Annotated in this window: 5 protein-coding genes; 3 read left to right on the top strand and 2 right to left on the bottom strand. The window is 72.0% G+C overall.

What is annotated here, in order from left to right:
- The first annotated feature begins 133 nt into the window (after positions 1–133).
- The 3 genes from AC1RGU_RS12545 (at position 134) to AC1RGU_RS12535 (ending at position 4,401) form a co-directional block, all read left to right on the top strand.
- Complete coding sequence (locus AC1RGU_RS12545; RefSeq protein WP_159275880.1) at positions 134–712, top strand: RNA polymerase sigma factor; 579 nt, start codon at positions 134–136, stop codon at positions 710–712.
- Entirely contained in the window at positions 709–1,737 is a 1,029-nt protein-coding gene (locus tag AC1RGU_RS12540) for a FecR family protein (protein ID WP_307637846.1), read from the top strand. The genes AC1RGU_RS12545 and AC1RGU_RS12540 overlap by 4 nt, the downstream gene beginning before the upstream one ends.
- A gap of 216 nt (positions 1,738–1,953) precedes the next feature.
- Complete coding sequence (locus AC1RGU_RS12535; protein WP_492699248.1) at positions 1,954–4,401, top strand: TonB-dependent siderophore receptor; 2,448 nt, start codon at positions 1,954–1,956, stop codon at positions 4,399–4,401.
- Positions 4,402–4,496: 95 nt separating this feature from the next.
- Here AC1RGU_RS12535 and AC1RGU_RS12530 read toward each other — a convergent pair whose 3' ends face one another.
- Together AC1RGU_RS12530 and AC1RGU_RS12525 are read right to left on the bottom strand one after the other, a co-directional pair.
- The gene (locus AC1RGU_RS12530) at positions 4,497–11,873 is read right to left on the bottom strand and encodes an amino acid adenylation domain-containing protein (protein WP_492699246.1); all 7,377 of its coding nucleotides are present in this window, start codon (positions 11,871–11,873) and stop codon (positions 4,497–4,499) included.
- On the bottom strand, positions 11,874–19,625 hold the full coding sequence (locus tag AC1RGU_RS12525; RefSeq protein ID WP_492699245.1) for an amino acid adenylation domain-containing protein: 7,752 nt from the start codon (positions 19,623–19,625) through the stop codon (positions 11,874–11,876).
- Position 19,626: the final 1 nt, after the last annotated feature.

The raw sequence follows: 19,626 nt of genomic DNA, 5'->3' as shown, positions 1-19,626 counted from the left end.
ACTCAATAAGAATAGTTCTTATTCACCCCATCCCCGGGGTCACCGAAGCCAGCGCCCTCGCCTCCTTGTTCACCGGCGCGCACCAGCCATCGGCCCAGGGGTCCTTTGTCGATGCTTGCGAGAAGGCGACCGGATGCGCGACCTCGTCCAGGAACTTGTGTCTCACTACGCGGACTTGCGCCGGCAGCTCACGCGCGACCTGCGCGACCCGCACCATGCGGCCGACATCGCGCAGTCCAGCTTCGAGCGGGTGTACACGCACACCCTCGGCCTGCGTGACGGCGCCGCCATCGAGTCGCCGCGCGCCCTGCTGTTCCGCGTGGCGCGCAACCTGTGCATCGACGAAGCCCGCCACCGCAAGGTGGCGCAGGAGTGGGCCGTCTCGCATGCCGTCGTGGGCACGCACCTCACGGCCCCCTCGTCCGAATACGTCGTGGCGCAGCACCGCGTGCTGCGCCGCGTGGTGGAAACCATGGAACAGCTGCCGCCGCGCCGGCGCGAGGTGTTCCTGCTGTTCCGCGCCTACGGCCATTCGCGCGCGGAGATCGCGCAGCGCCTGGGCATCACCGAGATGGCGGTCGCCAAGCACCTGCTGCGCGCCACCATCGACTGCTCGCGCGTGTTCGCCGAGCTGCGCCAGGAACTGATCGAGCCGCAGGCGGTGAACAGCCACGCCGGTTTCGACACCGCACTGGCCGAAGACTTTTCATGAGCCGTGCGGCCACAGCGGTCGTTCCGCGTGAACGGCTGATCGAACGCGCGCTCGCGCTCATCGTCGAGGACGAGATCGCGCCGCCGAGCCCGGCCGCCAACAGCGCCCGGCTCGCGCTCGACCAGTGGCGCACCCGCTCGCCCGAACACGCCGCCGCCGTGCGCGAGGCGCGCGAGCGCTGGAACGCGCTGGGCGGCATGGCCGACGATCTGCGCGCGCACTTCGACGAACCCGTGCCCGCACCGGCCCCACGCAACCCCTCGCGCCGCAAGATGCTGCTGTCGGTCGCCGGGCTGCTCGGCGCCGGCGTGGTCGCGGGGCGCGGCGTGCAGTGGTACTGGCAGCAGCCTGTGTTCCAGGCCGCGTATCGCACGCCCAACGCGCGGATGCTCAAGGTCACGCTGGCCGATGCCGCCGATGCCTCGGCCGGCAGCCGCCTCGACCTGGCGCCCCAGAGCGCCGTCGACGTCACGCTCTACCGCCGCCGCCGCATGATCGACATGGCACGCGGCGAAGTCCGCTTCGACGTCGCCCCCGACGCCGAGCGGCCCTTCGTGGTGCGCACGCGCGAGGCGATCATCGAAGTCGTCGGCACCGCCTTCACCGTGCGCGACCGCGGCGGCCCGATCACCGTGGGCGTCGAGCACGGCCATGTGCGCGTGCAGGTGCTGCGCCACGCCGGCACCGAACGCAGCGGCGAAGTGGTCGACCTGCGCGCCGGCGACATGCTCGAGGTGCGCGACGGCCACGCCGACCCGGTGCGCCAGGCCGACACCGCCGCCCTCTCGGCCTGGCGCGACGGCTGGCTGGTGTTCGACAACACCCCGCTGGGCGACGCGCTGGCCGCGGTCAACAGCTACCGCAGCGCGCCCATCGTCGGCGCCGACGCCCGCATCGACGCGATGCGGCTCTCGGGGCGCTTTCGCACCAACGACTCGGCCGGCCTGCTCGACGCGCTGCCGGCCATCCTGCCGCTGGTGGCGGTGGCCCGGCCCGACGGCAGCGTGCGCCTGCAGGCGCGCTGACCCGGGTGCGCCCGCCGGCGCGCCGCTCCCTTTCTCGCACCCTTTTCCCGCTCGTTTTCGACCCGCATCGACGCGGCGGCCGATGCCTTGTCACGGGCCTGTCTCTCTTTTTCGAGTTCAAACGTCTTACATCCAGAAGCACCCCGCATCCGATCGACGGCTGCGGCGCGCCCCGTTTTCATGCCGCACCGATTTATTTGTCTGGAGCCTTCACCCATGCGTTTCTCGCCTCGCCACCGACTCCTGAGCGCCGCGCTTGCCGCCGCCTTCGGAACCGCCCTTGCCAGCTGGAGCGGCCTCGCCGCCGCCCAGGGCGCCGACCAGGCCGCTGCACAAGCACGCGACATCAACGTCCCCGCCCAGCCGCTGGGCGCCGCGCTCAACGAGCTGTCGCGCCAGACCGGCGTGCAGGTGCTCGCCGCCGGTGACGTGGTCTCGGGCCTGGCCTCACCGGCCGTGTCGGGCCGCCTGAGCTTCCAGCAGGCGCTCGACCGCCTGCTCGCCGGCAGCGGCCTCGTGGCGGTGCGCAACGGCCCCACGCGCGTCACCATCCAGCGCCAGAGCACGGCCGGCGCGTCCACGCTGCCGGCCGTGACCGTGGCCGCGCAGGCCGCCACCGACGGCACCACCGAAGGCACGGGCTCGTACACCACGCGCGCCGCCGCCGGCGCCACGCGCATGGACCTGTCGCTGCGGGAGACGCCGCAGTCGGTCAGCGTCATCGGCCGCCAGCAGATCGACGACCAGAACCTCGTCACCCTCGAGGACGTGCTGCGCCAGACGCCCGGCATCGTGGCCGACCGCAACGACGAGCGCGTGACCTTCTCCTCGCGCGGCTTCGCCCTGAGCACCATGATCGACGGCGTGCCCACGCTGGGCTTCAACAGCGTGGCCGGCGAGTCGAGCATGATCAGCACCGCCTTCTACGACCGCGTCGAGGTGATCCGTGGCGCGGCCGGCCTGCTCAACGGCGTGGGCTCGCCCGGCGGCGCCATCAACCTCGTGCGCAAGCGCCCGACCTCCGAATTCGCCGGCCACATCTCGGGCGGCATCGGCAGCTGGAGCCGCTACAACGCGGAGATCGACGTGGGCGGCCCGCTCAACGCCGACGGCACCGTGCGCGGGCGCTTCATGGCCTCGCGCACCGACGGCAAGAGCTTCATCGAGAACAAGAAGCGCAGCGAAGACGCGCTGTACGGCATTCTCGAAGTCGACCTCGCGGCGGGCTCGCGCCTGTCGGTGGGCTTCGAGCACCAGAAGACCGCCATCGACGGCGCCAACTACGGCCAGAGCCCGCTGTTCTTCAGCAACGGCCAGCGCACCAACCTGCCGCGCTCGTTCAACTCCAGCGCGCCGTGGAGCTACTGGGACATGTACTCCGACAAGCTGTTCGCCAACCTCGACCAGCGCCTGGGCGCGGGCTGGCAGCTGAAGGTGGACGCCAGCTACCTCAAGAGCAAGCGCGAGCGCGCCTCGGGCGACCTGAGCATCTACCGCGCGATCAACGCGCGCACCGGCGCCTCCACCATCGACATCCGCGAGAACCCCGCCGAAGGCGCCAACAAGGCCCTCGACGTGCACCTGAAGGGCCCGTTCGAGGCCTTCGGCCAGACGCACGAGGCCGTGGTGGGCATGAGCTACAACACCTACGACGCCACGGTCTACACGCGTGGCGCCGTGCCGCGCATGATCGACCGCCGGCCGCTGAACTTCTACCAGCTGCAGAGCTTCCCCGAGCCGACCTCCTTCTCGTACCCGCTGTACACGGCGCCGCTGAACACCACCGAGAAAGCCATCTACGCCTCGACCCGCCTGAAGCTGGCCGAGCCGCTGTCGCTCATCGTCGGCGCGCGCGGCACCTGGTACAAGTCCGATGCGTCCACGCTCGACTGGACCACCTGGCGGCGCACCGGCGTGAGCTCGATGCGCGAGAACGGCGTGGTCACGCCCTACCTGGGCGTGGTGTTCGACGTGAGCAAGGAACTCTCGCTGTACGGCAGCTACACCGACATCTTCCAGCCCAACACGGTGCGCGACCGCAACAACTCGCTCATCGCACCGCAGCGCGGCAAGAACATCGAGCTGGGCCTGAAGGGCGAGCACTTCGGCGGCAAGCTCAACACCAGCGCCGCGATCTTCAAGACGCGCGAGACCAACCTGGCCGTGATCGACACCGGCGCCGGCTCGCTGCTGCCCGACGGCGGCATTCCGTACCGCGCGGTGCAGGGCGCCAAGAGCAAGGGCTTCGAGCTCACCGCCGCCGGCGAAGTGCTGCCGGGCCTGCAGATGCTCGCGGGCTACACCTACCACGCCAAGCGCGACGCCGACGGCGTGCTGCTGAACCCGCAGTACCCGCGCCGCCTGTTCCGAGTGGCCACCAGCTACCGCCTGCCGGGCGAGTGGAGCAAGCTCACCGTCGGCGGCAGCGTGAGCTACCAGAGCGGCATCTACTACGACGAGTTCAACGAACTGGGCCGCGCCTCGCAAGGCGGCCTGACGCTGTTCGGCCTGATGGCGCGCTACGACATCAACAACCGCCTGAGCGCCTCGCTGCACATCGAGAACCTCGGCGACAAGCGCTACTACAACGGACTGGGTGCCTACAACGGCTACACGCAGGGCAACCCGCGCAACGCCTGGCTGAAGCTCAGCTACAAGCTCTGACACGTACCAACGAATTGACTTAGGGCGGCACCGGCAGAAGGTGCCCTTGACGCACGACCCGGCTTCCGGGTCGTGCGTTTTTTTATGCCCGGGCCTCAGGCCGCGAGGGCCTCGGCCTCGCCCAGTCGCTCGACCAGTTGCGTCAACAACACCGGGCTGCGCAGGATCGCGTGGTGGTCCTCGTCCAGCGCCGCAGCGCTCGCGAGGTCCGGCCGCCCCAGCTGCAGCGCGAGCGCGGCGCGGTCCGCCGCCGGGCGCCGCGCGATCCACCAGCACTCGGCGCGACATCGCAGCGGCACGAGCGCCTCGGTCTCGATCGCCTTCAGCTGCTGGCTCACGAGGAAGATGCGGGCCAGCTCGTCGTCGGGCAGGTTCGCGTGCGCCGGCATCTCCAGCGCATCGCCACGGGCCTGCGCCTTGGCACGCGCCTGGGCGATCAGCGCGGCCACCGTCGCCTCGTCGCAGACGAAGTCGTCGATGTCCAGCAGCCCGGCCAGGTGTGCCGCCGGCCAGGCCGAGGCAACGAAGTCGGCGAAGTCGCGGCGGCCGTCGTCGTCCACCGTCTGCAAGGGCGCGTCGGGCTCGGGCACATAGGGATCGACCAGGCCGAGGAACGCCACGGCCTGCCCTTCGGCCTCGAGCCGCGCGGCCACGGCCGCCGCGAGCGCGCCGCCGAGCGACCAGCCCAGCAGGTGGTACGGCCCCTGCGGCTGCACGCCACGGACCATGCGGGCGTAGTCGTCGGCCATGCGCGCCAGCGACACGTCGCGGTGCGCGGGGTCGGCGAGCATGCGGCACGGCAGGCCGTACACGGTGCGCACACCCTGCAGGCGGCGCGCCAACGGCGCGTAGTCGTACACCGTGCCCAGCGCGGCGTGCAGGCAGAACAGCGGCGCCGCGCCCGGCACCACGGCATTCAGCGCGACCAGCGACGGCGCCTCGGCACGCCTGCCCAGCAGCCCCGCGATGGTCGGCGCGCGCAGGAAGTCGTGCAGCTTCAGATCGAGCGCCGGCAGGCCCAGGCGCCGTGCCTGCGCCATCACCTTCAGGCTCAGCAGCGAATCGCCGCCGAGTTCGAAGAAGTTGTCGTCGCGGCCCACGCGTGCCACGCCCAGCACCTCGGACCAGATGCGCGCGAGCGCCTGCTCGGCGCTGCCGCGCGGCGCGTCGTAGCCGTCACCCCCGGCAAACACCGGCACCGGCAGCGCATGGCGGTCGACCTTGCCGCTCATGTTCAGCGGCAGCGTGTCGAGCACGACGATGGCCGCCGGCACCATGTGCTCGGGCAGCAGCGCCGCGAGGCCGGCACGCAGCCGCGCTGTCTCGATGCGCTCGCCCGCCAGCGGCGACACATACGCCACCAGCCGCGCGCCGCCCGCGCCCTGGCTGGCGACGACCACGGCCTCGCGCACCTGCGGCAGCGCCAGCAGCTGCGCCTCGATCTCGCCGAGTTCGATGCGAAAGCCGCGGATCTTCACCTGGTGGTCGATGCGCCCCAGGTAGGCCATCTGCCCGTCGGCCTCCCAGCGCACGAGGTCGCCCGTGCGGTAGAGCCGGCCGCCCGGCGCGCCGAAGGGGTCGGCCACGAAGCGTTCCGCGCTCAGGCCCGCGCGCTGCAGGTAGCCGCGCGCCAGGCCGTCGCCGCCCAGGTACAGCTCGCCGGCCACGCCGGGCGGCACCTGGTTCATGGCGCCGTCGAGCACGTAGGCCGTGCGGTCGCCGACGAGGCGGCCGATGGGCATGTAGGCCGCGTCGAAACCCTCGCCCGGCGCGGCCTTGGCGATCATCGGCGTGATCACCGTCTCGGTCGGCCCGTAGCCGTTGACGATGCGCGGCGGCTTCAGCACCGACTGCACCAGCGCGAAGCTGGTGCGCGGCATCGCCTCGCCGCCCACGGTGTAGGAGCGGATCGGCAGCCGGCTCGCAGCCTCGCCCATCAGCTCGGCCATCTGGTGCAGGTAGCCGGGCGTGAAGCAGGCAATCGTGATGCCGTGGCGGGCAATTTCGGCGCAGGTTCGCTCCACCGGCCAGACCTCTTCGTCGCGCGGCATCAACGCCGCGCCGAAGGCCAGCGGCACCCAGGTGCGCTCGTGCGCGCCGTCGAAGTTGATCGATGCGAACTGCAGCTCGCGGTCCTCCGGCGTCATGCCGTAGGCCTCGCCAATCGACTGCACGTGCATGGCCAACGGCCCGTGCGCCACCGCCACGCCCTTGGGCTTGCCGGTCGAGCCCGAGGTGTAGATCACGTAGGCCAGGTGCTCGCGGTGCACCGCCACGCCGGGGTCGTGCGAGGGGCCGCCCGACAGGTCGAGCGTGTCGAGCCTCAGCGCCTTCACACCGGGCAGGCCGATGCGGTCCAGCACCACGGCGTCGTCGGCCAGCAGCAGCGCGACGCCGCTGTCTTCCACCATGTAGGCCAGCCGCTGCGGCGGATACGCTGGGTCGAGCGGCACGTAGGCGCCGCCGGCCTTCAGGATCGCGAGCAGCGCCACGACCATGTCGGCCGAACGTCGCACCGCGAGGCCCACGCGCACTTCGGGCCGCACGCCCACGCGCACAAGGTGGTGCGCCAGCCGGTTGGCGCGCGCCTCCAACGCCGCGTAGCTCAACGTGCGGTCGCCGAAGATCAGCGCCGTGGCCTCGGGCCGCAGCGCGGCCTGCCGTGCCACCAGCACATGCACCGGCGCGGTGTGCTGGTAAGACGGCGTGTTCGCGCCCCAGGCCTGCAGGCGCTGCGCCTCGTCGGCCGTGTACAGGTCGAAGGCGACGACCGGGTGCATGGCCGCCTGAGCGAGATCGTCCGCCACGCGGCGCACCGCGTCGTGCATGTACTGGCACACGCGCGCGGCACCGACCGCCGCATCGACCTGCGCGGTCAGCGCGAAGCCGTCGGCGCGTTCGTTCACCGACAGCGCGAAGGCGTAGTTCGAGCGCTCCTGCGCGCCGAGCGTCTCGATGCCTTCCCAGCCGCCGGCATCGGCACCCGCCTCGGGCGCCTGCGCCACATAGCGGTAGTTCAGCAGCGTCGAAAACAGCGGCGTGCCCTTGGGCACCGCGCTGCAGCGCTGCGCGAGCGACAGGCTCGCGTGCTCGTGGTGCAGCAGGCCGGCCAGCGCGGCGTGCGTCTGGCGCACGCAGGCCAGTGCATGGCTGCGACCCAGCGTCACGCGCAGCGGCAGCGTGTTGATCATCATGCCGAGCGCGCGCCCCGCGCCCTCGCCGCCTGCGAGCCGGCCGAACAGCACGGTGCCGAACACCACGTCGTCCTTGCCCGTGGTCTTGGCCAGCACCAGCGCCCACGCCAGGTGGAACAGCGTGGCCGCGCTCACGCCGCTGCGCTGCGCCTGCGTGCGCACGGCCTGCGCCAGCGCCGCGTCGAGTTCGAGGTGTGCTTCTTCCACGGCCGTGCCGTCGCCGCGCGCATCGAACAGGTCGAAGGGCGCGGTCGGCTCTCGCACGTCGCCGAGCATGCGGCGGAAGAACGCCTCCTGCTCGGCCACGTCGGCCCCGAGCCGTGCCTGCGCGACGAAGCTGCGGAATGGCACGGGTGGGGGCAGCGCGTCGGCGCGGCCTTGCAGCAGCAGCGTGATCTCCTCGACCAGCAGGTCGCGCGAGACATGGTCGAGCGCCAGGTGGTGGCTCGGCAGCTGCAACAGCCAGCCGCCGCCCGCCGCGTCGTGCGCGGCGATGGCGCGCAGCATGGGCGCGCGGCGCACGTCGAGGCGGTAGTGGCCGGGGCGCACATGCGCTTCGAGTTGCGCGGCAACATCGCCCGCGGCGGCGTCGACCGGCAGCCATTCGATCTCGGCGGGCGCATGACGGTGCACCACCTGCACCGGCTCCGCCAGCCCTTCCCACAGCACGGCGGTGCGCAGCATGTCGTGACGCGCGATGACGCGGTTCAGGCAGTCCATGAACGCGTTCAACCGCGCTTCGTTGTCGAAGCGCATCTGCAGCGACTGCACGTAGACGTCGCCCTCGGCCTGCATCAGGTGATGGAACAGCAGGCCTTCCTGCAGCGGCGCGAGCGGGTAGATGTCCTGGATGTTGGCCGCGCCGCCTGGCACGGCGGCTTCGATGCGGCGCAGCTGCGCGTCGTCGAGCGTCACCAGCGGCAGCATCTGCGGCGTGAGCCGTGTGCAGCCGTCGGGGATCGCGTTGTCGGGCACCACAGGCGCCGGGCGCGGCGAGGCGCCGGCCTCCAGCGTGGCGCGCGCGAAGTCGGCGAAGCGCGGGTTCTGGAACAGCGTGCGCACCTGCGCGCCGAAGCCCTGCCGGCGCAGCCGCTCGAGCAGCTGCATGGCCAGCAGCGAATGGCCGCCGAGTTCGAAGAAGTTGTCGTTGCGGCCCACGCGCGGCGCGCCGAGCACCTCGGCCCACACGGCCGCCATCGCCTCCTCGGCCGCACCTTGCGGCGCTTCCCAGGTGTCGGCTGCGGCGGCGAACACGGGTTCGGGCAGCGCGGCGCGGTCGACCTTGCCGTTGGCGTTCAACGGCAGCGCCGCGAGCACCGTGATCGCCGACGGCACCATGTACTCGGGCAGCACCTGCGCCAGCCCGTCGCGCAGCGTGAAGGCCTCGACCGGGCGTTGCGCGTCGAGGCTCGACACGTAGGCCAGCAGCAACGCACCGCCCGCACGCTCGCGCGCAACCACCACGGCCTCGCGCACGCCGGGCTGCGCGCGCAGCCGCGCCTCGACCTCGCCGAGCTCGATGCGGAAACCCCGCACCTTCACCTGGTGGTCCAGCCGCCCCAGGTACTCGAGCTGCCCGTCGGCGCGCCAGCGCACGAGGTCGCCGGTGCGGTACAGGCGCCCACCCTCCGTGTCGAAAGGGTCGGCCACGAAGCGTTCGGCGCTCAGGCCGGCGCGGTTCAGGTAGCCGCGCGCCAGCCCCGAGCCGCCCAGGTACAGCTCGCCGGCCATTCCGGGCGGCACCAGGTTCATGTCGGTGTCGAGCACCACGGCGCGGCGGTCGCCCACGGGCGCGCCGATGGGCAGGTAGGCCGCGTCGAAGGCGGTGCCGGCATAGGCCTTGGCGATGGTCGGCGTGATCACCGTCTCGGTCGGGCCGTAGCCGTTGATGAGGCGCGGCGGCTGCAGCGTCTGCATCACGCGCTCGCAGGCCACGCGGCCCATGGCCTCGCCGCCGACGGTGTACGAGCGCAGCGTGGGCACGCGCCCGTCCTCGCCGAGTTCGTCGGCCATCTGCTGCAGGTAGCCCGGCGTGAAGCAGGCGACCGTGATGCCGTGGCGCCGCATCTCTTCGCGGCTGCGGTGCACGGTCCACAGCTCCTGGCTGCGCGGCATCAGCGTGGCGCCGAAGGCCAGCGGCGTCCAGATGCGCTCGTGCGCACCGTCGAAGTTGATCGATGCGAACTGCAGCTCGCGGTCTTCGGGCGTCATGCCGTAGGCGCGACCGATGGTCTGGATGTGCATGCTCAACGGGCCATGCGCCACGGCCACGCCCTTGGGCTGGCCGGTGGAGCCCGAGGTGTAGATCACATAGGCCAGGTGCTCGGGATGCACCGCGACATCGGGTGCACCGTCGGGGCCACGGTCGAGCACACCGCCGTCGAGCAGCAGCGCGGGCAGCGCCTGCATCGACGCGCCCAGCCGCTCGCGCACACGCGCCTGCGTGAGCAGCAGCCGCACGCCGCTGTCGGCCGCCATGAAATCGAGCCGGTCGGGCGGGTAGTCGGGGTCGAGCGGCACGTAGGCCGCGCCCGCTTTCAGCACGCCGAGCAGCGCCACCACCATCTCGGGCGAACGTTCCACCGCGAGGCCGATGCGGTCCTCGGGCTGCACGCCCTGCGCGATGAGTGCGTGCGCGAGCCTGTTGGCGCGCATGTCGAACTCGCGAAAACTCATCGGCACGCCATCGACGATCAGCGCCGTGGCCTCGGGCCGCAGCGCGGCCTGGCGCTCGACGAGGTGGTGCACGGGCACCTCGTCCCAGGCCGTGTCCCGGCCCTCGCCCCATTCACGCAGCTGGGCGTGCTCCTGCGGACCGAGTAGCGCCACCTCGCGCAACGTGCGCGTGGGGTCGTCGACCAGCTGGCGCAGCACCGCGACGTAGTGCGCAGCCATGCGTTCGATGGTCACGGGCTCGAAGATCGCGCGGGCGTACGTGAAGCTCAGGCCGAGCGTACCGTCGGCCTGCTCCAGCGTGTCGAGCGCGAGTTCGAAGGGCGCCGCCTGCTCGTCGAGTTCGCAGGCTTCGATGCGCAGGCCTTCGAGCCGGTCGAGCGCGCCCAGGTCCTGCTGCCGGTGGTTGAAGATCACCTGGAACAGCGGCGGGTGGCTCAGGCTGCGCTCGGGCTGCAGCGCCTCGACCAGCTGTTCGAACGGCAGGTCCTGGTGCGCCTGCGCGCCCAGCGCCGCTTCGCGCGCCTGCGCCAGCGCCTGGGCCAGCGTGGTGTGGCCGGCCAGTTCGGCGCGCAGCACCTGCGTGTTGACGAACAGGCCGAGGATGCCGGCCGTCTCGGGCCGGTCGCGGTTGGCCACGGGCACGCCGAGCCGGATGTCGCCCTGCCCCGTGTAGCGGTGCAGCAGCGCCTGGAAGCCGGCCAGCAGCACCATGAAGAGCGTTGCGCCTTCGGCGTTCGCGCGGCGGCGCAGCGCCTGTGCCAGTTCGCCCGGCAGGTCGAGCCGGTGGCGTACGGCCAGGTACGGCCCCTGCGGCGGACGCGCGCGGTCGGCGGGCAGTTGCAGCAGCGGCTGCTCGCCACCCAGGCGTTCGGTCCAGTAGGCGAGCTGGCGTTCGCCCTCGCCTGCTTCGAGCCAGTGGCGCTGCCAGGCGGCGTAGTCGGCGTACTGCAGGGCGGGCGCGGGCGACACGGCGGCGTCGTTCCCTTGACGGTGCGCCTGGTACAGCGCGCCGAAGTCGTCGACCAGAAGCTGCATCGACCAGCCGTCGGACACGATGTGGTGCATCACCAGCACCAGCAGGTGCGCGGTCTCGCCGGTGCGCAGCAGGCCCACGCGCAGCAGCGGGCCGCGCGACAGGTCGAAGGGCGTGCGCACGAGGCGCGCAGCCTCGTCGCGCACCTGCGCGGGGTGGGCGCGCAGATCGGCTTCGCGCAGGTCGAGCACCGCCTCGGGCGAAACCGTCTGCTGCGGCACGCCGTCGTCGCTCACGCCGAAGCGCGTGCGCAGCGACGGATGCCGCGCCACCAGCGCCTGCAGGCTCGCGCGCAGCGCCGCACCGTCGAGCGCGCCGTGCAACGTGAGCGCGGCCGTGATGTGCTGCGCGGTGCTTTCGGGGTCCATCTGCCAGAGGAACCACTGGCGCGCCTGCGCGTACGAGGCGGGCCGCGGCGCACCGGGCACGGCGACCGGGTCGGGCACGATCGGCAGGCGGCCGAAGTCGATGCCCTGCGCACGCAACGCGGCGATGAATTCCTTCTGCCGCGCCGGCGGCAAACCCGCCAGCCGTTGGGCGATGGCCCTACTGCGTTCGCTACTGCTCACTCAACCCCCCAGACTTTCCAACAATGCATCCATGCGATCGAGATCGCTCTCGGCCTGCGCGGCCTGCTGCGCCTGCGCCGGCCCTTGCGCGTCGAGCGCCTGTGCGCACGCCGCCAGGTCGGGCAGTTCGAAGTAGCGCTGCAGCGGCAGGTCGATGCCCATCTGCGCCTTGACCTGCTGCCGCAGCTTGAGCACCGCGAGCGAATGCCCACCGAGCTCGAAGAAGTTGTCGCCGCGCCCCACGCGCGACAGCCCCAGCACCTGGGCCCAGAGGCCGGCCAGCGCGGTTTCGGTGGCGCCCTGCGGCGGCACATGGGCGCGCTCTTCCGCGGCCTCAGGCGGTGGCAGCGCCTGCCGGTCGACCTTGCCGTTGGCGTTCAGCGGCAGCCCCTGCGGCATCGCGACGATGACGCTCGGCACCATGTAGTCAGGCAACGCCGCCGCCAGCCCCGCACGCAGCGCCGCGGGGCGCAGCGGCTGGCCTTCGGCGCCGGCCGCATAGGCCACCAACCGCGCGCCACCCGGTCCTTCCTGCGCCAGCACCAGCGCTTGTCGCACGCCGGGCTGCGCGAGCAGCTGCGCCTCGACCTCGCCGAGTTCGATGCGGAAGCCCCGCACCTTCACCTGGTGGTCGAGCCGGCCGAGGTACTCGAGCTGGCCGTCATCGCGCCAGCGCACGAGGTCGCCGGTGCGGTAGAGCCGCCCGCCATGCCCATCGAACGGATCGGCGACGAAGCGCTGCGCCGTCAGGCCGGCCCGGCGCAAGTAGCCGCGCGCCAGCACCTCGGCGCCGACACACAGCTCGCCGGCCACGCCGACGGGCACGGGGTTCAGTTGCGCATCGAGCACATGCAGGCGTGCGCTCGATGCCGGTGTGCCGATGGGCGGCAGGTCTTCATCGCCCGCGGCGTCGAGCACGAACTCGCTCACCACGTGCGTCTCGGTCGGCCCGTACTGGTTGATGAGCCGGCACTGCGATTCGCGCGCCAGCCACTCGGCCAGCGCGGGCGTGCGCTTGAGCTGCTCGCCCGCCGTGACGACCTGGCGCAGCGCCGGCAGCCGACGGCCCGAGGCCAGCGACTGCTCGGCGAAATGCTGCAGCACCGAGAAGGTGAGGAACATGCGTTCGACGCCTTCTCCGTGCACCAACGCCTCGAGCGCATCGAGGTCGAGCCGCTGCGCGTCGGTGGTCTGCACGAGGCAGCCGCCGCCGGCCAGCCCGCTGACCATTTCCTGGAACGCCACGTCGAAGCACGGCGACGCGAACAGCAGCGTGCGGCTCGCGCCCGGCAGGCGTTGCAGCTGCCACGCGATGAGGCGCGCCACCGCGTCGTGGCGCATCGCCACGCCCTTGGGGCGACCGGTGGAGCCCGAGGTGTAGAGCACATAGGCCAGCTGTTCGCCATGCACCGGCACCGCCGGGTCGTGGTCGGGCCAGGCGGCCATGCCGTCGTCGGCCGCGTCGAGGTCGAAGGCCAGCCGCTGCACGCTCGCTGCGTCGGGCAAACGGGGCATCAACGCGCGGCGCGTGAGCAGCAGCGAAGCACCGCTGTCCTCGACCATGTAGGCCAGCCGCTCGGGCGGGAACGCCGGGTCGAGCGGCACGTACGCGCCGCCGGCCTTGAGCACGGCGAGCAGGCCGACGACGGTTTCGGCCGAGCGATCGACGGCGATCGCGACCGGCATGTCGGGCCGCACGCCCTGTGCGATCAGCCGGTGCGCCCAGCGGTTGGCGAGGCGATTGAGTGCGGCGTAGGTGAGGCGATGCTCGGCCGTGACGAGTGCCAGTGCATCGGGGTTCGCCTTCGCCTGTTGTTCGATGAGGTGGTGGACGGACACGACCGCCTGCGGTGCGAATGCACCACGCGACCATGACGACAACCGCTCACGCTCGGCCGCATCGGCCAGCGTCAGCTGGCCCACGGCCTGCGCCGTACCGCCGGCCAGCGCCAGCAGCGCCGCACGCAACTGGCCCACGAGCACTGCGGCCTGCGCCTCGTCGCACGCGTCGAGCGCATGCACGAGGTCGATGTGCAGCGCCGCATCGTCGTGCACCATCAACGTGAGCGGGTACGAGGTTTCTTCCTTCGTATGCACCGCGCCGAAGCTCAGGCCGGCCGCAGCGTCGCCTCGCAAGGCCGCATCCACCGGGTAGTTCTCGAACACCACCAGCGTGTCGAACAGGCCCTGCCCGCCCAGCCCGGCCCAGGCCTGGATCTCGTGCAGCGGCGTGTGCTCGTGTTCGCGCGACGCGACCTGCGCCGCCTGCAGTTCGCGCAGCCAGTCGCCCACGGGCTGGCCGGGCCGCAGGTGCGCGACCACGGGCAGCGTGTTGATGAACAGGCCCAGCATGCGTTCGGCGCCCGGCATCTCAGTGCTGCGGCCGGCGACGGTGGCGCCGAACACGACAGTGCCGGTGCGCGTGCGCTGGCTCAGCAGCAGCGCCCAGGCGGCCTGCACAAACGTGTTCAGCGTGACGTGCGCGGCGCGCGCGGCTTCGCGCAGGCTGCGCGTGGTTTCGGTGTCGAAGGCCAGGCGCTGGCGGGCCTTGCCGGGACGCGGTGCAACGGGCGGCACCAGCGCCGTGGCAAGGCGCGTCGGTTCTTCCACACCGGCCAGCACGCTGCGCCAGTGCGCCTCGCCGGCCTGCGCGTCGCGCGTTGCAAGCCACGCGATGTGGTCGCGGAAGCGCCCCGGCGCGGGCTCGCCGGCCTGCCCCGCGTAGCTGCGCAGTACCTCGGCCAGCAACTGCGCCACGCTCCAGCCGTCGAGCAGCAGGTGGTGGTAGGTCCAGACAAGGTGGTGCCGCTGCGCCTGCGTGCGGGCCAGCGCGATGCGCATCAACGGCGGGCGCACGAGGTCGAAGCCGCTCGCACGCTGCGACGCGGCCAGCCGCGCCAGTGCACCTGGCACGTCGACGCTCTCGCGCAGGTCTTGCACGGCCCACGGCATCTCGGCGGCGCGCACCACCCATTGCAGCGGCGTGGCGCCGTCAGCCAGGAAGCCGCTGCGCAGGATCTCGTGGCGTGCCAGCACCCGCTGCCATGCGGCGCGGAAGCGCTCGGCATCGAGGCCGTCGATGTCCATGCACAGCTGGTTGACGTAGGCCTCGCCCTGCGCATCGACCAGGCTGTGGAACAGCATGCCCGACTGCATCGGCGACAGCGGATAGAGGTCTTCGAGGTGTGCCACGGGCAGCGGCAGCGCGTCGAGCTGCGCGGCGTCGAGCCCGGCCAGCGGGAAGTCCGACGGCGTGACACCGGAAGCGCCCGAGGTGCAGTGCGCAATCAGCGCTTCGAGCTCGTCGCCGAAGCGGTTCACCCAGCCCTGCACGTCCTCCTGCGCATGCCGCGCCGCGCTGAAGTCCACCGTCAGTTGCAACGCACCGTCGCGCACCTGCGCGTTGACGCTGAACTCGTGCAGCAGCGGCGCGCTCGCCGCGACGGGCTCGCCCGCGTCTTCGGGCGCGAGCGACCACGCGGCCTCGGCCGCACCATCGACCTGCCCCAGGTAGTTGAAGACCAGCTGCGGACGCGGCAACGCGCGCAGCGCCTGCTGCTGTGCGTCCGTGCCCAGGTGCCTCAGCACGCCATGGCCGAGCCCGCGTTGCGGCACGCGGCGCAGGTCTTCCTTCACACGCTTGATCGCGTCGCCCCACGCGCCCAGCGGATCGAGCCGCACGGGGAACAGGCTGGTGAACCAGCCCGTGGTGCGCGACAGGTCGAGTGCCTTCTGCGCCGGGAGGACGTCTTCGCGGCCGTGGCCTTCGAGCAGGATCGCGAGCTGCGCGTGCCCGCTCCAGCCGCACAGCGCGCGCCCGAGCGCCGTGAGCAGCAGGTCGTTGACCTGCGTGCGGTAGGCAGCCGGTGCCGCCTTGAGCAGCGCCTGCGTGCGCGCGCGGTCGAGCTGCCACGCGATGCTGGCGCGGCGCGCCACGGTGTTCGCGCCCTCGGGCCGCGCGCAGGGCAGCGCGACCGGCACGTCGGCGAAGGCCTGCCAGTGCGCTAGTTCGCCATCCATCGCGGCAGCCTCGCCCTGCAACGAACGTGCCCAGGCTTGCAAGCTGGCGCTCTTCGGCGGCAGCACGACCGGGTGGCCATCGCGGCACTGCGCGTACGCAGTGGCCAGGTCGTCGAGCACGATGCGCCACGACACGCCATCGACCACGAGGTGGTGCGCCGCCAGCAGCAGGCGCCAGTCGCCGCCGGGCAGGCGGATGACCAGCGGGCGCAGCAGCGGCCCGTGCGCGAGGTCGAGGCTGCGCTGCGCCTCGTCGCACAGCGCGGCGATCTGCGCGGGGTTCGCTGCATCGCGCACCCAGAGCCATTCCTCGCGCCAGCGCGCCGGCAACGCTTCGTAGACCTGTCGCCAGCGGCCATCGCTTGCCTGATGGAAGCGCAGGCGAAAAGCATCGTGGTGCTGCACCACGGCCGCCAGCGCGGCTTCGAGCGCGGGCACCGCCAGCGGCTCGCGGCCTTGCAGCAGCAGCGACTGGTTCCAGTGGTGACGCTCGGGCATGTCGGCCTCGAAGAACGCAGCCTGGAACGGCAGCAGCGTCACCTCGCCTTCGGCGGCTGCCTGCTCGGCTTGCAGCGCTGCGCCCACGGGCTCGGCCACCACCGCTTGCCCGGCCACGGTCTGCCGCTCGAACATCTGGCGCGGCGTGAGCTTCCAGCCCGCCGTGCGCAGCCGCGACACGATCTGCAGGCTCAGGATCGAATCGCCGCCGAGTTCGAAGAAGTTGTCCTGCCGGCCCACGCGCGGAAGGCCGAGCACCTCGGCCCAGACCGTGGCGAGCGCCTGTTCGACCACGCCCTCGGGCGCCTCGTAGGCCTGCGCCTCGCTGCGTTCGGGCTTGGGCAGCGACTTGCGGTCGATCTTGCCGTTGGCGTTGAGCGGCAGGGCCGGCAGCACGCACAGCAGCGACGGCACCATGTACTCGGGCAGCACCTCGGCCAGGCGCGCCTTGAGCACGGCCACGTCCACCGCCGCACCGGGCTGCGGCGACACGTAGCCGATCAACCGCGTGCCACCCGGTCCTTCGTCGGCCACCACCACGGCCTCGCGCACCTGCGGTTGTGCCAGCAGCTGCGCCTCGATCTCGCCGAGCTCGATGCGAAAGCCCCGCACCTTCACCTGGTGGTCGATGCGGCCCAGGTAGGCCAGCTGGCCGTCGTCGCGCCAGCGCACGAGGTCGCCCGTGCGGTACAGCCGCTCGCCGGCGTCGCTGAAGGGGTCGGCGACAAAGCGCTCGGCCGTGAGGCCCAGCCGGTGCAGGTAGCCGCGCGCCAGGCCGATGCCGCCCAGGTACAGCTCGCCGCCCACGCCCGACGGCACCGGGTTCAGGCCCGCATCGAGCACGTAGGTCTTGCAGCCCGCGATGGGGCGGCCGATGGCGACGTGGTTCAGCCCGTCGGCGCGGCAGGTCCAGTGCGTCACGTCGATGGCCGCCTCGGTCGGGCCGTAGAGGTTGTACAGCCCCGCGCCCGGCAGGCGCTCGAACACCTTCGCCTGCGCCTCGGCGGGCAGCGCCTCGCCGCTGCAGACGATGCGCCGCAGGCTGGTGCAGGCCTCGATGCCGTCGTGCGCCAGGAAAGCCTGCAGCATCGAGGGCACGAAATGCAGCGTGGTCACGCCGTGCGTGCGGATCAGCTCGACCAGGCGTGCCGGCTCGCGGTGATCGCCAGGCGCAGCGACGACGAGGCGCGCGCCCTGCATCAGCGGCCAGAAGAACTCCCACACCGACACGTCGAAACCGAACGGCGTCTTCTGCAGCACGGCATCGCCCTCGTTCAACGCGTAGGCGTCCTGCATCCAGGCCAGGCGGTTGTACAGCGCGTTGTGGCGGTTGGCCGCGCCTTTGGGGCGGCCCGTGGAGCCCGAGGTGAAGATCACGTAGGCGAGGTTTTCGCCATGCAGTGCGACCTGCGGGCACGCGGTGGATTCGGCCGACAGGTCGAGCGCATCCAGCGCCAGCATTTGCACATGCGCCGCCACCGGCAGCGCCTCGCGCAGGTGCGACTGCGTGAGCAGCAGCGTCACCCCGCTGTCTTCCAGCATGTAGGCGATGCGTTCGCGCGGCAGCTCGGGGTCGATGGGCACATAGGCGCCGCCGGCCTTCAGGATCGCCAGCAGCCCCACGACCATCTCGAGGCTGCGCTCGGCGGCGATGCCCACGGGCATGTCGGGCCGCACACCGAGGCCGATCAGGCGGTGGGCCAGCGCGTTGGCGCGCGTGTCGAGTTCGCCATAGCGCAGCACCGTGTCGCCGAACACCAGCGCGACCACCTCGGGCCGCTCGCGCGCCTGCGCTTCGATCAGTCGGTGCACGGGCTGCGTGTAGGGGCGGTGCGTCAGGTTCTCGCTCCACGCACGCAGCCGCGCCTCGTCGTCCGCATCGGTGAGCACGAGGTTCGCGAGCACGCGATCGGGGTCGTCCGACATCGCCTGCAGCACGCGCTGGTAGGCGCGCACCAGGCGCTGCGCGGTCGTGGCGTCGAACAGGTCGGTGTTGTATTCGAGCCGGCCGCGCACGCCGTGCGGGTCGATGTAGAAGTCCAGCGACAGGTCGAACTTGGCGCCCGCATCGTCGAACTCTTCCAGCTCGGCGCGCACGCCCGCGAAGTCGAGCGCGACGGCCTCACCGGCCATCTGCACGCCGAACATGGACTGGAACAGCGGGCTGCGCGCGGGATCGCGGCGGTCCTTGCGGCTGGCCAGCAGCACCTCGAGCGGCAGGTCGGCATGGTCGAGTGCGGCCAGCGCGTCGGTGCGCACCTGCCGGCACACCTCGCGCAGCGTGCGCCGGGGCGCGAGCCGCGCGCGGAACACCTGCGTGGTGATGAAGAAGCCCAGCAGGTCCTGCACCTCTTCGCGGTGGCGCCCCGCGTTGGGCACGCCGATGGCGAAATCGTCCTGCCCGCTGCAGCGCGACAGCAGCACCTGCCAGGCCGCGAGCAGCACCACGAACGGCGTGCAGCGTTCGGCGCGGCAGAAGGTCTGCAGCGCTGCCGCCAGGGCCGGCGGCAGCTCGAAGCCGAGCGCGGTGCCGGCGAAGGTCTGCTGCGCGGGGCGCGCGCGGTCGGTCGGCAGGTCGAGCGAGGGCACCTCGTCGCCGAGGTGGCGGTTCCAGTGCGCGAGCTGCGGCGCGAGCGCCCCGCCCTGCACGCGGGCACGCTGCCACACGGCGAAGTCGGCGTACTGCACAGGCAGCGGCGGCAGCTGCACCGGGCCGTCGCTGCGCAGCGCCAGCGCGTAGGCCGCGCCAAGGTCGCGCGCCAGGATCGGGTTCGACCAGGCGTCGGACACGATGTGGTGCAGGCAGACGGCCAGCACATGCCGGTCGTCGGCCAACTTCGCGAGTCGTGCGACCAATGCGGGCGCGCGGCCCAGGTCGAACACATGCGTCGCGGTGCGGCGCACGAGCGCATCGACCGCGGCTTGCTGCGCGTCGGCGCCCTGGTCCGAAAGGTCGATGCGCTCCAGCGCGAACGGCACCTCGGCCTGCACCACCTGCATCGGCACGCCGTCGTGCTCGACGAAGTGCGTGCGCAGGATCGCGTGGCGCGCAACGACCGCCTGGAACGCGCGCGCCAGCGCATCGGCGTCGAGCGCGCCGGTCAGCCGGAACACGCGCGGCAGGTTGTAGGCCGTGAGCCCGGGCTCGAGCTTCTGCAGGAAGCACAGCTGCTCCTGCGCATACGACAGCGGCACCGCCTGGCCGTCGTGCACGGTGCGGGTGATCTCGTCCATG

This window comes from Variovorax sp. GW823-FHT02B07 (assembly GCF_058797695.1).
The sequence above is the reverse complement of the archived record's forward strand: the minus strand, read 5'-3'. Positions and strand labels throughout refer to the sequence as shown.